Origin of the sequence: Yinghuangia seranimata, assembly GCF_029953285.1 — a bacterium.
Lineage (GTDB): Bacteria > Actinomycetota > Actinomycetes > Streptomycetales > Streptomycetaceae > Yinghuangia > Yinghuangia seranimata.
In genome coordinates this window covers 1-19,828 of the sequence record NZ_JASAOI010000047.1, presented here as the reverse complement: position 1 = coordinate 19,828, position 19,828 = coordinate 1, and the positions used below count along the sequence as shown (strand labels likewise).

Annotated in this window: 16 protein-coding genes; 9 read left to right on the top strand and 7 right to left on the bottom strand. The window is 72.2% G+C overall.

Going from position 1 to position 19,828, the window contains the following annotated elements; translation table 11 throughout:
- The first annotated feature begins 4 nt into the window (after positions 1-4).
- The 3 genes from QI554_RS28600 to QI554_RS28590 all read left to right on the top strand — a co-directional run bounded on the left by QI554_RS28600 (position 5) and on the right by QI554_RS28590 (position 3,590).
- Positions 5-2,047: a protein kinase domain-containing protein gene (locus QI554_RS28600; protein WP_281473763.1), complete on the top strand. Its 2,043-nt coding sequence runs from the start codon at positions 5-7 to the stop codon at positions 2,045-2,047.
- 153 nt (positions 2,048-2,200) lie between these two features.
- Positions 2,201-2,650 carry a cupredoxin domain-containing protein gene (locus QI554_RS28595; protein ID WP_281473761.1) on the top strand — a complete coding sequence of 150 codons (450 nt, stop codon included), beginning with the start codon at positions 2,201-2,203 and terminating at the stop codon, positions 2,648-2,650.
- Positions 2,651-2,780: 130 nt separating this feature from the next.
- Complete coding sequence (locus tag QI554_RS28590) at positions 2,781-3,590, top strand: SDR family NAD(P)-dependent oxidoreductase (protein WP_281473760.1); 810 nt, start codon at positions 2,781-2,783, stop codon at positions 3,588-3,590.
- Between the two features lie 72 nt (positions 3,591-3,662).
- Here QI554_RS28590 and QI554_RS28585 read toward each other — a convergent pair whose 3' ends face one another.
- The 3 genes from QI554_RS28585 to QI554_RS28575 form a co-directional block, all read right to left on the bottom strand.
- On the bottom strand, positions 3,663-6,374 hold the full coding sequence (locus QI554_RS28585) for a SpoIIE family protein phosphatase (RefSeq protein ID WP_281473759.1): 2,712 nt from the start codon (positions 6,372-6,374) through the stop codon (positions 3,663-3,665).
- A 92-nt stretch (positions 6,375-6,466) separates the two neighbouring features.
- Positions 6,467-7,342 (bottom strand): hypothetical protein, encoded by an 876-nt coding sequence (locus QI554_RS28580; RefSeq protein WP_281473756.1) that lies wholly within the window; start codon positions 7,340-7,342, stop codon positions 6,467-6,469.
- Positions 7,339-8,337 carry a quinone oxidoreductase family protein gene (locus QI554_RS28575; RefSeq protein ID WP_281473754.1) on the bottom strand — a complete coding sequence of 333 codons (999 nt, stop codon included), beginning with the start codon at positions 8,335-8,337 and terminating at the stop codon, positions 7,339-7,341. The genes QI554_RS28580 and QI554_RS28575 overlap by 4 nt, the downstream gene beginning before the upstream one ends.
- Positions 8,338-8,479: 142 nt before the next feature.
- On the opposite strand from QI554_RS28575, the gene QI554_RS28570 reads away from it, so the two are divergent.
- The 5 genes from QI554_RS28570 to QI554_RS28550 all read left to right on the top strand — a co-directional run bounded on the left by QI554_RS28570 (position 8,480) and on the right by QI554_RS28550 (position 14,995).
- Positions 8,480-9,103 carry a TetR/AcrR family transcriptional regulator gene (locus tag QI554_RS28570; protein ID WP_281473752.1) on the top strand — a complete coding sequence of 208 codons (624 nt, stop codon included), beginning with the start codon at positions 8,480-8,482 and terminating at the stop codon, positions 9,101-9,103.
- A 62-nt stretch (positions 9,104-9,165) separates the two neighbouring features.
- Positions 9,166-9,792 carry a TetR/AcrR family transcriptional regulator gene (locus QI554_RS28565; RefSeq protein WP_281473751.1) on the top strand — a complete coding sequence of 209 codons (627 nt, stop codon included), beginning with the start codon at positions 9,166-9,168 and terminating at the stop codon, positions 9,790-9,792.
- Positions 9,793-9,952: 160 nt separating this feature from the next.
- Positions 9,953-11,320 carry a GH1 family beta-glucosidase gene (locus tag QI554_RS28560; RefSeq protein WP_281473750.1) on the top strand — a complete coding sequence of 456 codons (1,368 nt, stop codon included), beginning with the start codon at positions 9,953-9,955 and terminating at the stop codon, positions 11,318-11,320.
- A 12-nt stretch (positions 11,321-11,332) separates the two neighbouring features.
- Positions 11,333-12,694 carry an ABC transporter substrate-binding protein gene (locus tag QI554_RS28555; protein WP_281473749.1) on the top strand — a complete coding sequence of 454 codons (1,362 nt, stop codon included), beginning with the start codon at positions 11,333-11,335 and terminating at the stop codon, positions 12,692-12,694.
- 66 nt (positions 12,695-12,760) lie between these two features.
- Positions 12,761-14,995, top strand: a complete 2,235-nt coding sequence (locus QI554_RS28550) for a GH92 family glycosyl hydrolase (RefSeq protein WP_281473748.1) — start codon at positions 12,761-12,763, stop codon at positions 14,993-14,995.
- Positions 14,996-15,020: 25 nt separating this feature from the next.
- Here QI554_RS28550 and QI554_RS28545 read toward each other — a convergent pair whose 3' ends face one another.
- Entirely contained in the window at positions 15,021-15,203 is a 183-nt protein-coding gene (locus QI554_RS28545; RefSeq protein ID WP_281473747.1) for a hypothetical protein, read from the bottom strand.
- A 345-nt stretch (positions 15,204-15,548) separates the two neighbouring features.
- A complete protein-coding gene (locus QI554_RS28540; RefSeq protein ID WP_281473745.1) occupies positions 15,549-16,577 on the bottom strand; it encodes a magnesium and cobalt transport protein CorA in 1,029 nt (342 codons plus the stop codon).
- A gap of 217 nt (positions 16,578-16,794) precedes the next feature.
- On the opposite strand from QI554_RS28540, the gene QI554_RS28535 reads away from it, so the two are divergent.
- The gene (locus QI554_RS28535) at positions 16,795-17,463 is read left to right on the top strand and encodes a response regulator transcription factor (protein ID WP_281473743.1); all 669 of its coding nucleotides are present in this window, start codon (positions 16,795-16,797) and stop codon (positions 17,461-17,463) included.
- Positions 17,464-17,598: 135 nt separating this feature from the next.
- Here QI554_RS28535 and QI554_RS28530 read toward each other — a convergent pair whose 3' ends face one another.
- Both QI554_RS28530 and QI554_RS28525 read right to left on the bottom strand, forming a co-directional pair.
- Positions 17,599-18,981, bottom strand: a complete 1,383-nt coding sequence (locus QI554_RS28530) for a sensor histidine kinase (protein WP_281473741.1) — start codon at positions 18,979-18,981, stop codon at positions 17,599-17,601.
- Between the two features lie 65 nt (positions 18,982-19,046).
- The gene (locus tag QI554_RS28525) at positions 19,047-19,655 is read right to left on the bottom strand and encodes a phosphatase PAP2 family protein (RefSeq protein ID WP_281473739.1); all 609 of its coding nucleotides are present in this window, start codon (positions 19,653-19,655) and stop codon (positions 19,047-19,049) included.
- Positions 19,656-19,828 lie beyond the last annotated feature (173 nt).

Sequence of the window (19,828 nt, the reverse complement as noted above, 5' to 3'; positions counted from 1 at the left end):
GCGTGTGCGTGTGCTGGCGGATCGTTACGAGCTGGTCCGATTCATCGGCCGTGGCGGGATGGGCGAGGTGTGGGAGGGTCGTGATCGGCTGATCGGCCGCCGCGTCGCGGTCAAGCTTCTTCGGCCGGACGGCCGCGATGCGACCGCCACGGCACTGTTCATCCGCGAGGCGAACACCGCGGGCGCGTTGCACCATCCGGGCGTCGTCACGGTGTTCGACCTGGGCGAGGACGCCGCCGACGGCACGCTGTTCCTGGTCATGGAATACGTCGACGGCCGCGACCTCGCCGAGGTGTTGCGCAGCGAAGGACCGCCCGCTGTGGGGGTCGCGGTCGGCTGGGCGGCGCAGGTCGCCGCGGCGCTGGCCAGAGCGCATGCGGAGGGCGTCGTGCACCGCGACCTCAAGCCCGCCAATCTGATGCTCACCGCCGAAGGCGCCGTCAAGATCCTGGACTTCGGGATCGCGCGGTTCGCGGACGTGACGAGCCGGTCGAGCAGGGTCATCGGGACGCTCGCCTACATGCCGCCCGAGCGGTTCGACGAGCAAGGCGGCGACGCCCGGTCGGACCTCTACTCGTTCGGCTGCGTCCTGTATGAACTCCTCACGGGGGAAATCCCGTTCGACGCGTCCGGGCCTGTGGCGATGATGAACGCCCACCTGCGGACGCCCCCGCCTCGTCCCGGCCTCCGACGCGACGGCGTCCCCGCGGCCCTCGACGACCTCGTCCTCGAGTTGCTGGCCAAGGACCCGCTCCGTCGGCCCGAATCGGCCGAGGCGGTCGGCCGACGCCTCCTGGCGCCGGCCCAACCCTCGCCCGAAGATCGGGCCGTCGCCCGGCCCGCGGCGACCGCAACCATCCCGGCCGACGAGGCCGAGACGGAACTCCTGCTTGCCGGGCCCACGTTGCCGGCGCCGGAACGGATGGGCCGACGCAGGTTCCTCGGTGTCGCCGGAGGCATCGCTGCGGCTGTCGCGGTCGGTGGCGGCATCACGGCGGCGGCGCTGAATCTCGGGAGGGACGACCGCGCGGGGCCCTCCTCTCCCGTCGCGCGCACGCCGTCCGAGCCGTTCAGGCCGTGGCGCTTCAAGGCCGGCCGACCGTGGAACACGGCTCCTGTGGTCACCGGAGGCCTGGTCATCGCGGGCAGCGACAGCGAGGGCCTGCACGCGGTGGACTCCGCGACCGGCGCGCCGCGTTGGGCGACCTCGTTCAACGGGTTCGGCGTCGAGTCCCGGCCGCCTACCGTGATCGACGACGTCGTCTACGTCGGGTCCTCGGACAACAAGCTCTACGCCGTCGATGCCGCAGGCGGCTCCGAGCTGTGGTTCGTCGTCACCACGAACCCTCTGTCGCCGGCTCCGGCGGTCGCCGGCGAGACCGTGTTCGTCGGTGGTCGTTCCGACGCCGTCCTTGCGGTGGACATCCGCAAGCGGAAGCTGCGCTGGAGCTTCGTCGGGGTGCACGCTTCCGGCCTCGTGGTGTCCGGCGAGAGCCTGTACATCGCCGGCGTGGACGACAAGGTGCACGCGCTGAACACGGCCACGGGCGAACTCCGTTGGACCTTTGCCGCGAACGGCCTTGCGGGCCGCAAACCCGTGGTCTCCGACGGCGTCGTCTACGTCGGCGGCCAGGACGGCCGCGTCCACGCCGTCGACGCCGCGGCCGGGACCGAGCGCTGGTCGTACACCGCGGGGAAGCGGGCCGTCGTGACGTCTGCGCCGGCCGGCGGGAGGCTGTACGTGGGTGCGGGCAACGTTCTGCGCGCGCTTGACGCCGCCGACGGCACCCCGAAGTGGGAGTTCGACGCCCAAGCGCCGATCACGGTCGAACCGACGGTCGCTCAGGGGCTCGTGTACGTCCCGACGCAGGCCGGTGACCTCCGCGCCGTCGACGCGGCGACCGGCACACAACGCTGGTCGTTCGGTGTTCAGGGCACCTGGGCGGTCACTCCGGTCACCGCGGCCCAGAGCGCGGTGTACTTCGGCACCCTCAACGGAACCCTCTTCGCGCTGGACGCCGCGACGGGCGCGGGCCCGACGGGATGATCGCCGGGCAACGCCGCGTCCGTCCGGGTGTCGTACGTACGGCACCCGGATTGCGGCTGACCACCGCGGGCACCGGTCTCGACCGGAACCGTTTCCCGCCCCTCGGGGCCGCGCGTCCGCGCGGCCCCGACGCCGACCAGCGAGGCCATCGTCTTGAGCATCCCCACCCGTGCACTCGGCCCCCGCGGCGCCGTCCTAGCCGCCATGTTCCTGCTGTTCCTGCTCGCCGGTTGCAGCAGCTCCTCCTCGTCCGGCGGCTACGGCGGCAAGGCGACGGCCGCATCGGGGCCCGCATCGCACAGCGCAGCACAGACGACGGCCACGTCCGGGCCCGCGTCGCACAGCGCTGCACAGACCACGACGGTCACCATCGAGAACTTCAAGTTCACGCCCGCCGCGTTCAGCGTCGCACCCGGTGCCACCGTCACCGTGGTCAACATGGATCCCGTCCCACACACGCTCACCGCGAACAACAAAGCCTTCGACACCGGCACCATCGCCGCAGGCGCCACGGCCACGTTCACCGCACCCACCGCGCCGGGAACCTACCCGTACCTGTGCACCATCCACACGTACATGACCGGCACCCTCACCGTGGGCTGACACCCGCGGCCACGGCAGGCGAACCCGTCCGCCCGCGGGCGCGGGGATTCTCCGAACCGCTATGTCATTTGGCTCCAAATGACATAGCGTGTGACGCGACGGAGAGCGCGATGCAGTCGGAGGAGAAGGCGTGAGCCTCAAGGGCAAGGTCGTCATCGTCACCGGCGGCGGCAGCGGAGTCGGCGCGGCCGTTGCCGAGGCCGCGACCGCCGCCGGCGCGCGGGTCGTGATCAGCGGGCGGCGCGCCGACGCCCTCCAGGCGGTCGCCGACCGCACCGGCGCCCTGCCGTGCCCCGGCGACGTCTCGCGCGCGGAGGATGTGGGCACCTTGATCGCGACCGCCCTCGAGTACGGCGGGCGCATCGACGGGGTGGTCTCGAACGCCGGAATCATGCGCCCGGGCAGCGTCCTCGACGTGACACCCGACGATTGGGACGCCACTTTGGCGACCAACCTCAGCGCGCTGTATCGGCTCGCCCGCGAGGCCCTTCCGCATCTGCTCGCCGTGAAGGGGGCGATCGTGTCGGTCAGTTCCATCGCGGGGCTGCGCGCACCTGCGGGAAGTGCCGCTTATGCCGCGTCCAAAGCCGGGATGATCATGCTGACGCAGTCCCTCGCGGTCGACTTCGGCCGGCGCGGGGTGCGCGCCAACGTGGTCTGCCCGGGCTGGGTGCGGACGGAGATGGCCGACGAGGAGATGCGGGAGTTCGGCGGCCCCGACGGACTCACGGTCGACGAGTCGTACGAGGCGGTGACCCGACTCAGCCCGCTGGGACGGCCGGGAACCGCTCCCGAGATCGCCGCGGCCGTGGTGTGGCTCCTCTCGGACGGGAGCTCCTACGTGAACGGCGCCGTGCTCACCATCGACGGCGGGACCACGGTGGTCGACCCGGGAACGGTCCCCTTCGACTTCCACCTCCGGAGGAAGGATCACTCGTGAAGGCCCGCCGAACGGCCGCGTGCACTCGTGACCTTGAATGGTCTTTCCGAACCCGCGAGTTGCGGGCAGACGTCACTCGCCGGAGCCGGTGTCCAGGTCCAGGCCCAGGTCGAGGGAGGGGATCTGCTGCTCCGCCCAGATGATCTTGCCCTCGTGGGTGTAGCGCGTTCCCCAGCGCTCGGTCATTTGGGCGACGAGGAAGAGGCCGCGGCCGCCCTCGTCGGTGCTGGTCGCGTAGCGCAGGTGGGGTGAGGTGTTGCTGCCGTCGGCGACCTCGCAGATCAGGGTGCGGTCGCGGAGCAGGCGCACCCGGATCGGTGGGGAGCCGTAGCGGATCGCGTTGGTGATCAGTTCGCTGAGGATCAGCACGGTCGTGAACTCCAGGTGGGCCAGCCCCCATGCGTCGAGCTTTTCGGCGACGGCGTCGCGGGTCACGGCGACGGCGGCGGGGTCGGACGGTACGTCCCACTCCGCGACGTGGTCCGCGTTCAGGGTGCGGGTGCGGGCGATGAGCAGCGCCACGTCGTCGGCGGGGCGGGCCGGGAGCAGCTCCTTCAGGACCGCCTGGCAGCTCTCCTCCGGCGAGCGGCCGACGTGGGCGAGGGCGTTGCGCAGCAGCTCCATGCCCACGTCGATGTCCCGGGTGCGGTCCTCCACCAGGCCGTCGGTGTACAGGACGATCTGGGTGCCGACCTCGAGTTCGAGTTCGATGGTCTCGAACGGCATCGCGCCCAGGCCCAGCGGCGGTCCGGCCGGGACGTCGGGGAAGTCGACGGTTCCGTCGGGGTGGACGAGCGCGGGCAGCGGGTGCCCGGCCCGCGCCATCACGCAGCGTCGCGAGGTCGGGTCGTAGATCGCGTACAGGCAGGTCGCGCCGATGATGCCGGAGCCGACGTCGGCGTCCGCCTCGTCGAGGTCGATGCGGCCGACCAGGTCGTCGAGGTGGCCCAGGAGTTCGTCGGGTGGCAGGTCGAGGGTGGAGAAGTTGTGCACCGCGGTGCGCAGGCGTCCCATGGTGGCGGCCGCGTGCAGCCCGTGGCCGACGACGTCGCCGACGACCAGCGCCACGCGACAGCCCGACAGCGGGATCACGTCGAACCAGTCGCCGCTCACGCCGGACTGCGCGGGCAGGTAGCGGTGTGCGACCTCGAGCGCGCTCTGCTCCGCGAGGACGCGGGGCAGCAGGCTGCGCTGCAGGGTCACCGCCATGGCGTGCTCGCGGGTGTAGCGGCGGGCGTTGTCGATGCTGATGGCGGCGCGCGCGACGAGTTCCTCGGCGACGGACAGGTCCTCGTCGTCGAACGGCTCGGGCTTCTCCATGCGCCAGAAGTTGGCCACGCCGAGCACGACGCCCCGGGCCTGGATCGGGGCGGTGATGAGCGAGTGGATGCCGTACGCGACGACCCTTCCCGTCCGCTCCTTGTCCTGGGCCAGCCATCCGTGGGCGGCGGAGAGGTCGGCGAGCACCTCCGCCCGGCCGCTGCCCATGCCCCGCGCCTGCGGCGTCGAGGGGATGAAGTCGATCCGCCGGCCCAGCGGGTAGAGGGGGTGGTCGTCGCGGACGCCGCTGACCGCGACGCGGCGCATGTCCGATCCGTTACCGGTCGGCTCCTCGCCGGTCAGCACCGGATTCGCCAGGTCCACGGTGACGAAGTCCGCGAAGCGGGGCACCGCGATCGCGGCGAGCTCCTCGGCCGTCCGCGTGACGTCCAGGGTGGTGCCGATGCGGACACCGGCGTCGTACAGGAGCTTGAGGCGCCCGCGCGCCGTCTCCGCCTTGCCGGAGAGCGCCTGCAGCTCCGTCGTGTCGCGGATCGTCGTGACCGTGCCGGCGCGGTCGCCGGGGTCGTCCGTGGGCCGCTGGTTCACCGCCAGCAGCCTGTTCCCGGCCAGGAGCACCTCGTCGGTGGCGGTACGGCCGGAGGCGAGCAGTTCCGCGGTCTCCGGGTCGAGGCCGGGAAGGTCCGCGATCCGCCTGCCCTCGGCGTCGGGCGGCAGCTCGAGCAGCCTTCTGGCCTCGTCGTTCGCCAGCAGCAGCCGCGTGTCGCCGCCGACGATGAGCACGCCCTCACGGACGGCGTGCAGCACCGAGTCGTGGTGCTCGTACATGCGGGTCATCTCGGCCGGGCCCAGGCCGTGGGTCTGCCGCCGCAGCCGCCGGGCCACCAGCGCCGTCCCGGTCGTGGCCAGCACGAGCGCGGCCGCGCTGGTGCCGAAGATGATCGGCAGCTGCTGCTCGACCGCCCCGGTCACCTTCGCGACCCTGAGGCCGGCGACGACCAGGCCCACGACCGACCCCTTCTCGTCGAACACGGGGACGACCGCCTGGACCTCGCGGCCGAGCGGACCGTTGACGTACTCCACGACGACGTGCCCGGCCAACGCGGGATCGATGTCGGCGACGACCTGCTTGCCGATCAGCTCCGGCCGCGGGTGCGTGTACCTGAGCCCCTGCGTGTCGGTGACGACGATGAAGTCGACGTGGGCGTCCTTCAGCGCCGCCTGCGTCAGCGGTTGAAGGGTGGCCGAGGGATCAGGGGACCGCAGCGTGTCCACCAGGCCGGGCGAATGGGCGAAGGTCTGCGCCACAGCAACCGACCGGTTCTCGGCCTCCCGGTCGACGCTCTGCCGGGACTGCAGGACGAGCGCGAGCACCATCCCGGCCACGAGCAGAATCACCACGGCCACTTGCAGGATGAAGACCTGCCCGGCGACGCTTCGCGGACGCTTGTCGGACAGTGAGTGAACCGATGCGTCCTGCGACCGGCCAGCACCGGCGGCCATACTTACGTTCTAACACCTTTCCGGCCCGTGCCGCAGCTGCGACGGCTGGGGAAGCTGTTCATCCCTGGGGTGAGCCGGCCGCCGGTACGGGCTCAGTTTCGCGCGAGTTCGACGTCGAAGCCGAGGGTGTCCCGGGTCGCGAAGCTCGTCCGCGGCCACCGGTCGGGGTCGGCGACCGCGAAGACCGCGGTGGTGATCCCGGCGCCGCGTTCGAGCAGCCGGTCGCGGAGTGGGCCGTCGACGAGGGGCTGTTCGTACTGGAGTTCCAGGCCGCGGAGCGCTATGCGGGCCGAGCGGGTGGCGCCGTCGTCGCGGTGGCCGTACGCGTCGGTGCGGTCCCGCTCGTCGACGAGGCGAACCAGGTTGCCTATGTAGTGGTCGACGTCGTCGACCAGGACGCGGAGGCGGACGAGCCGTTCGACCTTGTCCTCGACGACCGGCCGCGGGTACGTGAACGCCGGGTACATGTAGCGCTGCTTCGCCGCGTCGTACCAGGGCGCTTCGGAGAACTCGAAGTCGAAGCCGAAGAGGTGGCGCGTGCCCATGTAGAAGCCCTGGGCGAGCTCCTCGTCGGGCTTGGCGTTGCCCTCGCCGAGGAACTCCCGCCACGATCCGCCCTGCGTCTGCCAGGCGGCGCGCGTGGTGGCCCCGGCGGCTTCGAGGAGGTCGCGGGTGCCGGCGGCGTCGGCGACGAAGAACGTCAGGTTGCTGACGCACGGCCCGACGCGCCGCAGTTCCTCCGCGGTGAAGACGTCCTCGATCAGCGGGCTGCAGAACTGGAACATCGCGTCGCCGCAGCCGCGGTGGTCGATGTCCAGGACCACGCCGGAGATCCGGCTCACGAGCTCCTGCTCGATCGGGCCGGCGCCGAGGAGGTCCTCGAACGCGGCGCAGGCGGCCGGCACGTCGCGGACCGCCGACTCGATCTGGAGGCAGTTGGTCTCCAGCTTGATGGTCCGGTGGGTCACGAGGCGTCGCCTCCGGTCGCCAGCACCAGCTTGCCGACCGTCTCGCGGTTCTCCAGGAGGCGGTGCGCCTCGGCGGCCTCCTCCAGCGGCAGGGCCGCGTGGACGAGCGGCGCCAGCCACCCCTCCCTGACCCCGGACCACACCCGGTCCGCGGTGCCGAGCACCTCGGCGCGGTCGCGCAGGAAGTTGGTCATGTAGCCGCCGGACACGGTGATCGACCGCGGGATCAGCTCCATCGGCGAGAACGCCTCCGGGAGGCCGGCCGCCTGCCCGAAGACGCAGACGCGGCCGCGGTCGGCGACGGCCCGCAGGTCCCCGCGGAAGGTTCCCGCGCCCACGCCGTCGACGACGTAGTCCACGCCGCGGCCGCCGGTCAGGCGCAGCACCTCGTCGGCGAAGTCGGTCCGCGTGTAGTCGATCACGTGGTCCGCCCCCGCCTCGGCGGCGACCGCGGCCTTGGCCGCGCCGCCCACGGTCGCGAACACCGTGGCGCCGAGGTGGTGCAGCCAGCGCACCGCCGTGCGCCCGGTCCCGCCCGCGGCGGCGTGCACGAGGACGGTGACGCCCGGCCCGACCGGGTGCTGGTCGTGGACGAGGTAGTGGGCGGTCAGCCCTTGCAGCAGCACCGCCGCGGCGGTCCGCAGCGAGACGTCGTCCGGCACCGGCACGGCCTGTTCGGCGCCGATGACGGCCAGGTCCGCGTACGACCCGACGCTGGAGGCCGCCCGGACCGGGGCCCACGCGACCCGGTCGCCCGGGGCGGCGGTGTCGACGCCCGGGCCGACCGCCTCGACGACGCCCGAGCCCTCGACGCCGGGTGTGAAGGGGAACGGCCCGGCGCCCAGGCCCCGGCGCATGAACACGTCGGCGAAGTTGACCCCCGCGTACGCGGTGCGCACCAGGACCTCGCCGACCCCGGGTTCGCGGACCTCGGCCTCCCGCACGCGCAGGACCGACGCGTCCCCCGCCTCGGCTGCGATGACTGCTCTGGGCACGGGTCTCCTCGCGGGTCGCGGCCGCGGTGCCCGGCCGGAGCGTGGCACCGCCCTGAATAAGTGCGACGGATAGTTGCAGATATTCAGGACGGTGACAAGATGTACGCTGCACGCTTCCATCCACCCCCGCGAAGGACCAGCCATGGCCGCCGGCTCCCCTGACGCCCCGGGCACGCGCGGGCGCGGCCGTCCCCCGGGACCGAGTGCCGCCGTGCGCGACGCGGTCTTCCGCGCGGTCAGGGACGAGCTGGTCGAGCACGGCGACGCCGGATTCCGGATCGAACGCGTCGCCGAGCGCGCGAACGTCCACAAGGCGACGGTCTACCGGCACTGGCCCACCCGGACCGCGCTGGTCCGCGCGGCGACCGCCGACTGGCAGAGCACCCGCGTCGACCTGCCCGACACGGGTTCGTGGCCGGGCGACGTCCGCGCCTTCTGCGACGTGTTCGCGGACCTCCAACGCGCCGAGTACACACGCGCGTTGCTCCGCACGATCGTCTCCGCGAACGTCGGCGACCGCGAGCTGCGCGACGAACTCCACGACACCTGGCGCCGCGTCGCCGCCCCGCTCCGCGAACCCGTCCTCCGCGCCCGGCGCCGCGGCGAGGTCGCGCCGGACTGCGACCCCGACCTCGTCATCGAAATGATCGCCGGGCCCATGGTCCACCGCACGGTCGTCACCGACACTCCGCTCGACCGCGCATTCGTCGACGCCGTTGCCGAGTTCGTGATCGCCGCGACCTGGCGCGGGCCTACGGGCCGGTGACGGGCCGGGTCACCCGCACGGACCTGCTACGGTCGCGTCGTCCGACGACCCGGGAGCCTGTGGTGGACGAAGTATCGAGGCCGCAGCCTCGCCTGCGGCGGCAGCCGCAGCAGGCGCGCAGCCGTGCCCGGGTGGAGGCGGTGCTCGCCGCCGCGGACCGGATCCTCGCGCAGGAGGGGTTCGAGGCGCTGACCATGCGGCGGATCGCCGAGGAGGCGGGCGTACCGGTCGGCAGCATCTACCAGTTCTATCCCGACAAGGGCGCCGTGGTGGACGCGTTGGGCCGGCAGTACCTCGAGTACTTCGAGGTGGCCGTCGGCGAACTCGTCGAGCGGGCCGCCGCCGGCGAGTTGCGCGAACCGGTCGACACGATCGTGGACGTCTACGCCGACCTGTTCCGGCGCCAGCCCGGCGGGGCGGCCCTCTGGGCGGGGCGGCACCTCAGCGCCGAGCTCGCGCGGGCCGACGAGGCCAGCAACGCGGTTGTGGCGGAGGGTGTGCGCCGCATCGCGGAGCACCTGACCGGCGAGCCGGGAGGCGAACGCCTGGAACGCGCCTCGCGGATGGTCGTCTGGGTCGCCGACGCCGTCCTCCACCAGGTGTTCCGGGAGGGCAGCCCGGCGGATCCCGAGACCTTGGACGAGCTCAAGCGGATGCTGCGGCTGTACTGGCGGGACCTGGGCGTCTAAGGGACTTCGCGCGCTTTCACGCGGCTCCGGCACGCCCGGGGCGGCGCGCCGAGGCATGCGCCGATCCCCTTGTGACCCGCATCACATGGTGGAGCTCCCGCCGTGCCCTGTAAACAAGACCCGAACATCGGTTCATGTTTCTCTCGCGAAAGCGGTGTGCATGTCGGCCTCACCCCCTCACCCGACCCCGTCGCCCCGGTTCCCCGCGTCCTTCGTCTGGGGCGTCGCGACCGCGTCCTACCAGATCGAGGGCGCGGCCGCCGAGGACGGCAAAGGCCCGTCGATCTGGGACACCTTCGTCCGCCGGCCCGGCGCCGTCCGCGACGGGCACACCGGCGACGTCGGCTGCGACCACTACCACCTGCTCGACCAGGACGTGGAGCTCATGCGCCGGCTCGGCCTGGACGCGTACCGCTTCTCGCTCTCCTGGCCGCGCGTCCTGCCGACCGGCTCCGGCACCGTCGAGCCGCGCGGCCTGGACTTCTACGACCGCCTGGTCGACCGCCTGCTCGAGGCCGGCGTCACGCCCACCCCGACGCTGTTCCACTGGGACCTGCCGCAGGCCCTGGAGGACGAGGGCGGCTGGCTGAACCGCGAAACGGCGGACCGGTTCGCGGAGTTCACGTCCGTGGCCGCGGAGCGTCTGGGCGACCGGGTCAAGCGGTGGATCACGCTCAACGAGCCGTTCATCCACATGGCGTTCGGCTACGCCTTCGGCACCCACGCGCCGGGCCGCGCGCTCATGCTCGACGCGCTGCCGGTCGCGCACCACCAGCTGCTCGGCCACGGCCTGGCAACAGCCGCGCTGCGCGCCGCCGTTCCGGACGCGCAGGTGCTGATCTCCAACAACTGCACGCCCGTCCGGCATCGCTCCGACGCCCGGTCCGACGCGGACCTGGCCGCCGGATCCGCGTACGACGCGCTGCACAACAGGATGTTCAACGACCCGCTGCTGCTGGGGAGTTACCCCGACCTGTCGGCCTACGGCATGGAGGACCCGGCCTGGGGCGGAGTCGTGCGCGACGGGGACCTGGCGACCATCGCCGCGCCCTTGGACGGGCTGGGCATCAACTACTACAACCCGACCTGGGTCACCGCCCCCGCCGATTCGGCCGCGCTCCTGCCCTTCGACCTGGCCGAGCCGGAAGAGGCCTACCGGCGCACCGCCTTCGACTGGCCGGTGGTCCCCGACGGGCTCACCGAGCTGCTGACCGGCCTCAAGGCCCGCTACGGCGACGCGCTCCCGCCCGTCTGGATCACCGAGAACGGCTGCTCGCAGCCCGCCGGACTGGACGACCGGGCCCGCATCGACTTCCTCGCCGGACACCTCGGCGCCGTCGCCGACGCGATGGCCCAAGGGGTGGACGTGCGCGGGTACTTCACCTGGTCGCTGATGGACAACTTCGAGTGGGCCGAGGGCTACCACCAGCGCTTCGGCCTGGTCGAGGTCGACTTCGACACGCAGACCCGCACCCCGCGCGCGAGCTTCGACTGGTACCGCGACCTGATCGCCTCTCAGCGGGCCTAGGAGGTCTACGACATGCGTTTCCCGTGGGCGCGCAAGCGCTCGACACGGCGCGGCCTGGCCGCGACCGCGGCCGCGGCCCTCGCGCTCGCGGCCGCCGGGTGCGGCGGCGGCTCCGGCGGGTCCGGCGGCTCGCCGGACACCGGCAAGAAGGTCGACCCCTCCGCCGTCCAGGGCGCGTTGGACAAGCCGGCCGAGATCACCTTCTGGACCTGGGTGCCGAACATCGACAAGACCGTCGCGCTGTTCGAGAAGAAATACCCGAACGTGAAGGTCAACATCGTCAACGGAGGCCTGTCGAAGGACGAGTACATCAAGCTCACCACCGCCCTGAAGGCGGGCAGCGGCGCCCCCGACGTCGTCCAGGTCGAGTACTCCGCGCTTCCGCAGTTCGCGCTCACCAAGTCGCTGGTGAACCTCGCCGACTACGGCGCCTCCGACCTCAAGGACAAGTTCACCCCGTCCGCCTGGTCGCAGGTCAACGTCGCCGGCGGCGTCTACGGCATCCCCCAGGACACCGGCCCGATGGCGATGTTCTACCGCAAGGACGTGTTCGACAAGATCGGCGCGACCCCGCCCAAGACCTGGGACGAGTTCGCCGCGGTCGCCAAGAAGGTGCACGACGCCGACCCGACCGTGTCCATGACGTTCGCCGACCCGGACGACCCCGGCACGGCGACCAGCATGATGTGGCAGTTCGGCGGCAAGCCCTTCACGGTCAAGGGCACCGACATCGCCGTCGACCTCAAGTCCGACCCCGGGGCCAAGACGTACGCGGAGGTCTTCGGGCCCCTGGTGAAGGACAAGCTCGTGGACGGCACCGCCGGCTACAGCAGCGACTGGTGGACGTCGATGGCGGCCGGCAAGTACGCGGTCTGGATGGCCGGCGCGTGGGCGCCCAACGTCCTGGAGCAGTTCATCCCGCAGAGCAAGGGCCAGTGGGGCGTCGCCCCGATGCCGGGCGGCGGCAGCGCGGAGAACGGCGGCTCGTCGGTCGCGGTCACCACGCAGGCCAAGAACAAGGAGGCGTCCATCGCCTTCGCCGAGTGGCTCAACTCCGACCCGGAGGCCGTCAGGTCACTGAACGGCGACGTCGGCCTGTTCCCCGCCACCAACGCACTGTTGGACGACCCCGCGTTCCGCTCCGCCGAGGTGCGGTTCTTCCCGGGCCAGAAGCCCAACGAGGTCTTCTCCGAGATGTCCAAGGCCGTGCGCCCCGGCTGGCAGTACCTGCCCTACGAGGTCTACGCCGACAGCGTGTTCAAGGACACCGTCGGCCAGGCCCTCACATCCGGCGGCGACCTGGGCGCGGCGCTGGCGGGCTGGCAGGACCGGATCAAGTCGTACGGCAAGGAACAGGGCTTCACCGTCAAGTAGGCCGTACCGCCCGGGGGCAACGCGCCCCCGGGCCCGCGTCCGGTCCGTACTGCCGATGGAGGCGTAATGCGTGTCCGCGTGGGTCTGGCTCTGGCCGCCGTGCTGGCGGTCCTCGTTCCCCTGATCGTCTTCTGGCCCGGGTCGGACGGCGGCGGGCACAGCGACGAACGGCACGGCTCCAACGTGGACTTCGTGGACCCCTTCATCGGGACCACCGGCGCCGCCGGAGCCGAGTACGGCGGCATGATCCCGAGCACGGCGCCGCCCTTCGCGATGACACGCTGGTCGCCGATGACGCGCACCAACACCGTCAGCCTGCTGCCGTACCACTACGACGACACGAAGTTGTCCGGCTTCATCGGCACCCACCAGCCCGCGATCTGGATGGGCGACTCCGGGTACGTCGTCGGCATGCCCGGCGTCGGCGACGTCAAGACCGCCGAGGCGGACCGGGGCGTGCCGTTCAGCCACGCGGAGGAGCAGGCCTCGCCGGAGCGGTACGCGGTGGACCTGCACCCGTCCCCCGGTCGGACGCTGCGCACCGAACTCACCGCGACGTCCCGGGTCGGTGTCATGCGCATGACGTACCCGGGCGGCGCGGGCGCGAACTTCGTCGTGCAGGGCACGCGTTCGGGGGTCACCGGCCAGGTGCACGTCGACCCCGCCCGCCGCGAGATCAGCGGCTACAACCCCGACCGCCAGGACGCCAACCTCGGTCCGTTCAAGGCCCCCGGTTTCAAGGGCTACTTCGTGGCGCGCTTCGACACCGCGTTCGCCGGGCTCGGCACGGCGACGGGCGCCACGCAGGCAGACGGGCAGGCCGACCGCACGGACCAGGAGGTCTCGGCGTACGTGCGGTTCCCCGCCGACGCCACGACCGTCACCGTGCGGATCGCGACCTCGTTCATCTCCGTCGACCAGGCGCGGGCCAACCTCGACGCGGAGGTCCCCGACGGCACGGGCTTCGACGCCGTCGTCGCCGCGACGAAGGCCGCCTGGGCGGACAAGCTCGACCGGGTCCGCATCAGCGGCGGGGCACCCGACCAGCTCGCGACCTTCTACACCGCCATGTACCACGCCCTGCAGTACCCGTCGGAGATGTCGGAACAGGGCCGCTACTACAGCGCCTACGACGACACGGTGCACTCCGGGGTCAGCTACACCGGCTACTCCCTGTGGGACACCTTCCGGGCGCAGAACGCGTTCCTCATCCTGTTCGCGCCCGAACGCGTCGACGACATGGTCACGTCCATGCTGCAGGACTACCGGCAGGGCGGCTGGCTCCCGCTGTGGAAGAACATCACCGAGACCAACATCATGGAGGGCACCGGCGCCGAGTCGGTCATCGCGGAGGCGGTCGTCAAGGGCTTCCACGGCTTCGACCGGAACCTCGCGTGGGAGGCGGTCTTCAAGAACGCCATGACCCCGCCCGACAAGGACACCGAACTGCGTTACGACGACCGCGAGGTCTGGACACCGGTCGAGGCCCGGGCCGGCCTGACGTGGTACCAGCGCAACGGCTGGGTCGCGGCCGACCGCACCGCCGAAGCGGGCACCCGCACACTGGACTTCGCCTACGGGGACTACGCCGCCTCGCAGCTGGCCGCCGCCCTGGGCAGGACCGACGACGCCGCGAACCTCCTCAAGCGCAGCGGCGACTACAAGACCGAGTACAACGCCGCGACCGGCTTCATGCAGGCACGCAACCTCGACGGCACCTGGGCCTCCGGAGGCTGGACCGAGGGCGACGAGTGGGTCTACACGAACGACGTCCTGCACGACGTCCCCGGCCTGATCGCCCTCAAGGGCGGCGACGCCGCGTTCGCCTCGTGGCTCGACGGCTACTTCGCCGGCGGCCACAACAACCACACCAACGAGCCCAGCCACCACGTCCCGTACCTGTACGACTATGCGGGCCGGCCGTCGCGCACGCAGGAACTCGTCCGGCAGATCGCCGCCACCGACTACCACCGCAGCCCGGGCGGGCTGTCCGGCAACGACGACTGCGGCCAGATGTCGGCGTGGTACCTGTTCTCCGCGATGGGCTTCTACCCGGTCAACCCCGCGTCCGGCGAGTACGCGGTGGGCAGCCCCTTCTTCGACAAAGTCACCCTCGACCTCCCCGGGGCGCGCCGCCCGCTCGTCGTCTCGGCCGCCCAGGCGCCGTCCCGACCCTACGTGCAGGGCCTCAGCCTGAACGGCGAGAGCATCGCGAAGCCGTTCCTGAGCCACGACGCCCTGCTCCGCGGCGGCGAGCTCACCTTCACGATGAACGCGAAGCCCCAGACCTGGGGTTCATGACCCGGCGGTCAGATCGCGGCGCGGGTCACGGGATGTACCACTGCTGAGCCGGGCTGCCCGGAACGCAGGCGGCGAAGGTCGCCTGCGTCCCGGGCCCGTTGTCGGTCAGGCCCTGCGAGAGGTGCGTGATCACGGAAGCGCCCGGGGTCGACGCGGGGGTGAAGGTCAGTCCGGAGGTGTTGCACGACGCGGCGTTCTGCCACGGCACGGCCTGCGCCGGCGCCCAGGTGAAGGGGGCGGGCGCCGCCGCACGAGTGCAGGGCGAACAGCGTGGTCGCGACCCACCGCCCGAGCGCGGCGTCCTCCGCCCACCACACCGAGGCCGTGCTGCCGTCGGTCAGCAGCTCGGCCAGGGTGTACCGGCCGCCGAAAACCGTCCCCGGTGCCCACATATCGCGCTCCCCGTAAAGCGTGAACGCCATTTCGCGGGTGATTCAGACGCGCGGTGCGGAAGCAGGCTACCGACGGCCGACTCGGCCGGGAACGGCACTTGAGCGAAAACCGAGGTTCGCCGTTTCCGGAACAGGCAATTCCGAAATCGGCGCCCGACGGGTCAGAGCCAGCCGTTGCGCCGGAACGCGCGGTACAGGAAACCGCAGACCGCCGCCATGAACCCCAGCGCCGCCGGATACCCCCACGTCTCGTGCAGCTCCGGCATGTGGTCGAAGTTCATGCCGTAGATCCCGGCGACCAGCGTCGGCACGGCGAGGAGCGCGGCGGAGGCACTGATTTTGCGCATATCGGTGTTCTGCTGAATTCCCACCCGGGCGAGGCTCGCGCTCAATACGCCGTCCAGCAGCTCCGCATATCCGGCGAGGCGTTCGCGGACATGCGCCAAGTGGTCGGCGACATCGCGCATATAGCGTCGCATTTCGTCGTCGACGAGCGGCACGCCGCCGCCGGCGAGCGCGTCCAGCGGGCGCACCAACGGACCCGCCGCGCGCTGGAACTCCATCAGCTCGCGCTTGAGCTGGTAGATCCGCTCGGCCTCGTTGGTGGTCGCGGTCGGCGAGAAGACCTCGGCTTCCAGCTCCTCGAAGTCGTCCTCGATGGCGTCGGTGACCGCCAGATAGTCGTCCACGGTGCGGTCCACGATCGCGTGGACGACCGCGGCGGGGCCGTGCGCGAGCATCGCCGGGTCGGCCTCCAGACGGCGGCGCACCGAGATCAGCGGCGGCGCGCTGCCGTGCCGTACCACGACGACGAACTGCGGCCCGGCGAAGACCATGATCTGCCCCGTGTCGACGACCTCGCTGGTCGCGGTCAGCTCGGCGTGCTCGACGTAGACGATGGTCTTCAGGACCAGGAACAGCGAGTCGCCGTACTGCTCCAGCTTCGGCCGCTGGTGCGCCTGCACCGCGTCCTCCGCCGCCAGCGGGTGCAGGCCGAAGACGTCCGCGACGTCGGCGAAGTCCTCGGCGCTCGGCTCGTGCAGACCGACCCAGACGAAACCGTCGGGCTTGCTGCGCGCGAGCTCGTACGCCTCGCGCACGCCGAGGTTCCCCGGCTGCCGGACCCCGTCGAGGTACACCCCGCAGCCCACCATCGCCGGCTTCCACGGCCCGACCAACTGCTTCGGCACCGCCCGGGCGCCTGTCCGCCCCGGCCGACCGATACTGCGCCACCTCGGCATGTGTCTCCCTCCCGGTCCCCAACACCCACGACTGCCCTACGCCTGCCGCGGCCCTTCCCGTTGCCTGTCCGCGATCGCGGCCGCCACGCCGATCCTGGCAGCGGCGACGCTTCCGCACCGCCGATACGCTCACCGGAGCGGCAGGCGACCGGGCGTTGGAGCGTACATGCGGGTGCTGGTGGTGGAGGACGAGGTCCGGCTCGCCGAGACCGTCCGGCAGGGCCTGGCCGACGCCGGCTTCAACGTCGACGTGGTCCACACCGGCACCGACGGGCTCTGGGCGGCGACCGAGCGCGCCTACGACGTGGTCGTCCTCGACATCATGCTGCCCGGCCTCAACGGCTACGAGGTGTGCCGGCGGATGCGCGCCGCCGGGGTGTGGACGCCGGTGCTCATGCTGACGGCGAAGGACGGCGAGTACGACCAGGCGGACGCCTTCGACCTGGGGGCCGACGACTACCTGACCAAGCCGTTCAGTTTCGTGGTGCTGGTCGCGAGGCTGCGCGCGCTGGTCCGGCGCGGGGCGCCCGCCCGGCCGGTCGTCCTCGAGGTCGGCGACCTGGCGCTCGACCCGGCGCGCCGCCGGGTCGAGCGCGCGGGCGAGGAGGTGGCGCTGACGCCGCGCGAGTTCGCGCTGCTGGAGTTCCTGATGCGGCGGGCCGGCGACACGGTGTCCAAGACGGCGATCCTGGAGAACGTCTGGGACGCGCACTACGAGGGCCCGGCCAACGTCGTCGAGGTCTACGTCGGCTACCTGCGGCGCAAGCTCGACCGGGCGCGCGCCAGGGCGAGGATCGAGACGGTCCGCGGGGCCGGCTACCGCCTCGTCGGCTGACCGCGGGTCCACCAGGACGACAGCCAAGTCCGTCGGCGGCCGCCCGGTGGCGCGAGTCGGCGCCGGGCAGTGGCACGCGGCCGCGGCCCGAGGCCACGTGTTCGCGCTGCGGACCGCACCCGGCGGCGGCCCGGGTCAGTCGGTCGGCGTCGGGACCGTGACGCGGAACAGCGCGCCGCCGCCCGGCGCGGCCGTCACCTCGACCGTGCCGCCGTGCGCGGTGACGAGTTCGCGGACGATCGCGAGTCCCAGGCCCGAGCCGCCGGAGGCCCGCCCGCGGCTCTCGTCGAGCCGGACGAAGCGGTCGAAGACGCGTTCGCGTTCGGCCTCGGGCACGCCGGGGCCGTCGTCCCGCACCTCGACGACCGCGCGGGCGCCGTCGGGGAAGAGGCGCATGGCGACGGTGGACGCGGCGTGGGAGGCGGCGTTGTCGGCGAGGTTGCGCAGCACGCGCGCGAGCTGTCCGGCGTCGCCGCGCACCCGCACCGGGACGACGTCCGCCGTGACGGTCAGGGCCGGGTGCTGTGCGGCGAGGCGGGCGCGTTCGGCGGTGACCAGGTCGTCGAGGTCCACGTCGCCCGCGGTGTGCGGGATCCCGCGTTCGTCGGCGCGGGCGAGCAGCAGCAGCCCGTCGACCAGGTCGCCCAGGCGCACGGTCTCGGCGCGGAGCATCCCGACCAGTTCGGCGTCGCGGCCCCGGGCGCCGCGCGCGTCGAGGACCTCCAGGCCGGAGCGCAGGGTGGCCAGCGGGCTGCGGAGCTCGTGCCCGGCGTCGGCGACGAAGCGGCGCTGCGTCGCGACCTGGGACTCGATGCGGTCGAGCATCATGTTCATCGTGGTCGCGAGCCTGGCCACCTCGTCCTGGGCCTCGGGCACGGGCACGCGTTCGGCGAGGCGGGCGGCGGTGATGCCGGCGACCTTGCGGCGGATCGCCTCGACCGGGGCCAGCGCGCGCCCGACGAACACGTAGGTCGCCGCGGCGACGACCAGGACCAGCAGCGGGTACCCGATGATCAGCAGGGCCGCGGCGTCCTCGACGCTGTCCTCCGTCGGGCCGAGGGATTCGGCGGCGAGCGCGGTGTACGTGCCGGCGGGCGTGGCCGCGCCGACGGCCGCGATCCGGTACCGGCCGCTCTCGCCGGGCCCCAGGCGGCGGTCCTCGTGCCGGACCTCTCCGTCCGCGGCGCGCAGCGGCGAGACGGGCGGCTGCCCGGCCAGCGTCGGCGATGACGCGACGACCGCCCCGCCCGGGTCGACGATCTGCACGGCGGCCAGCGCGCTGCGCGCGGGCGTCAGCGCGGCCGCGGGCGGGCCGCCGCGCTCGACCTCCGCCGCCACGGCCTGGGCACGCTGGGTCGTGGCGGCGTCGACCGTGCGGACGAGCTGCCGGTGGTAGAGGAACACGAACGCGGCCGCCGCGACGCCGAGCACCACGGCGACGACGACCGCGGCGGCCAGCGCGGACCTGACCCGCGCGCCGGAGCGCTGACGGATCCACGCACGCACCCGGGTCACCATGCCGGAAGCCTAAATCGTGCCGAACCGGCCACGACCGACCCCCAGGTGTCCGTGCCGGGTCGTGCTCACCGTCGGGCCACCACCGGCCGCAGCGGCGACGTGCGCAGCCGCTCGACCCACGGCGCGGCGCGTCCGGCGGCGAGCATCAGCGGCACGGCGAGGAGCACACCGAGCAGGACGCCGGCCACGACGTCGTGCGGGTAGTGGACGCCGACCCACACGCGCGACGCGGCCATCGCCAGCGCGGCGACGGCCGCCACCACGCCCAGGGCCCGGTTCAGCAGCCAGATGACGACGGCCGCCGAGGCGGCGATCACCGCGTGGTTGCTGGGGAACGACCAGTCCCCGGTGCCGGGGCAGGCCTCCACGGTGTACGCGCCGGGCAGCGTCTGGCACGGGCGCCGCTCGTGGACGGCGCTCTTGAGCACCATGTCCGCCGCGTACACCAGCACGACGATCAGCGGCGCGGCCAGGGCCCGCGCCATGCGGGCCGAGTCGTGCTCACGCGCCTGCCACCACGCGGCGACCATCAGGACGGCGAACACTCCGAGCCCGAAATCCGTCCAGTAGGAGACGACGTCGTTGAGCACCGTGGGGGTGTGCGACGCCAGACGGGTGATCCGCAGGTACAGGCCACCGTCGACGTCCGATCCGGAAAACGCGAGAACAGTCACGCCCCACCGTGCCGTGCCGGACCTGAGAATCCGCTGAGAGACGCGTCTAGGCCGTGTCTGATGAATGTGATCGTCGTTTGATGTGATGTGGGTGTTCGTGGTGGCCTGACCGATGGCCAGTGGGCGTTGATAGAGCCGTTCCTGCCGGACCGCACGCCGCAGCGCGGTGGTCA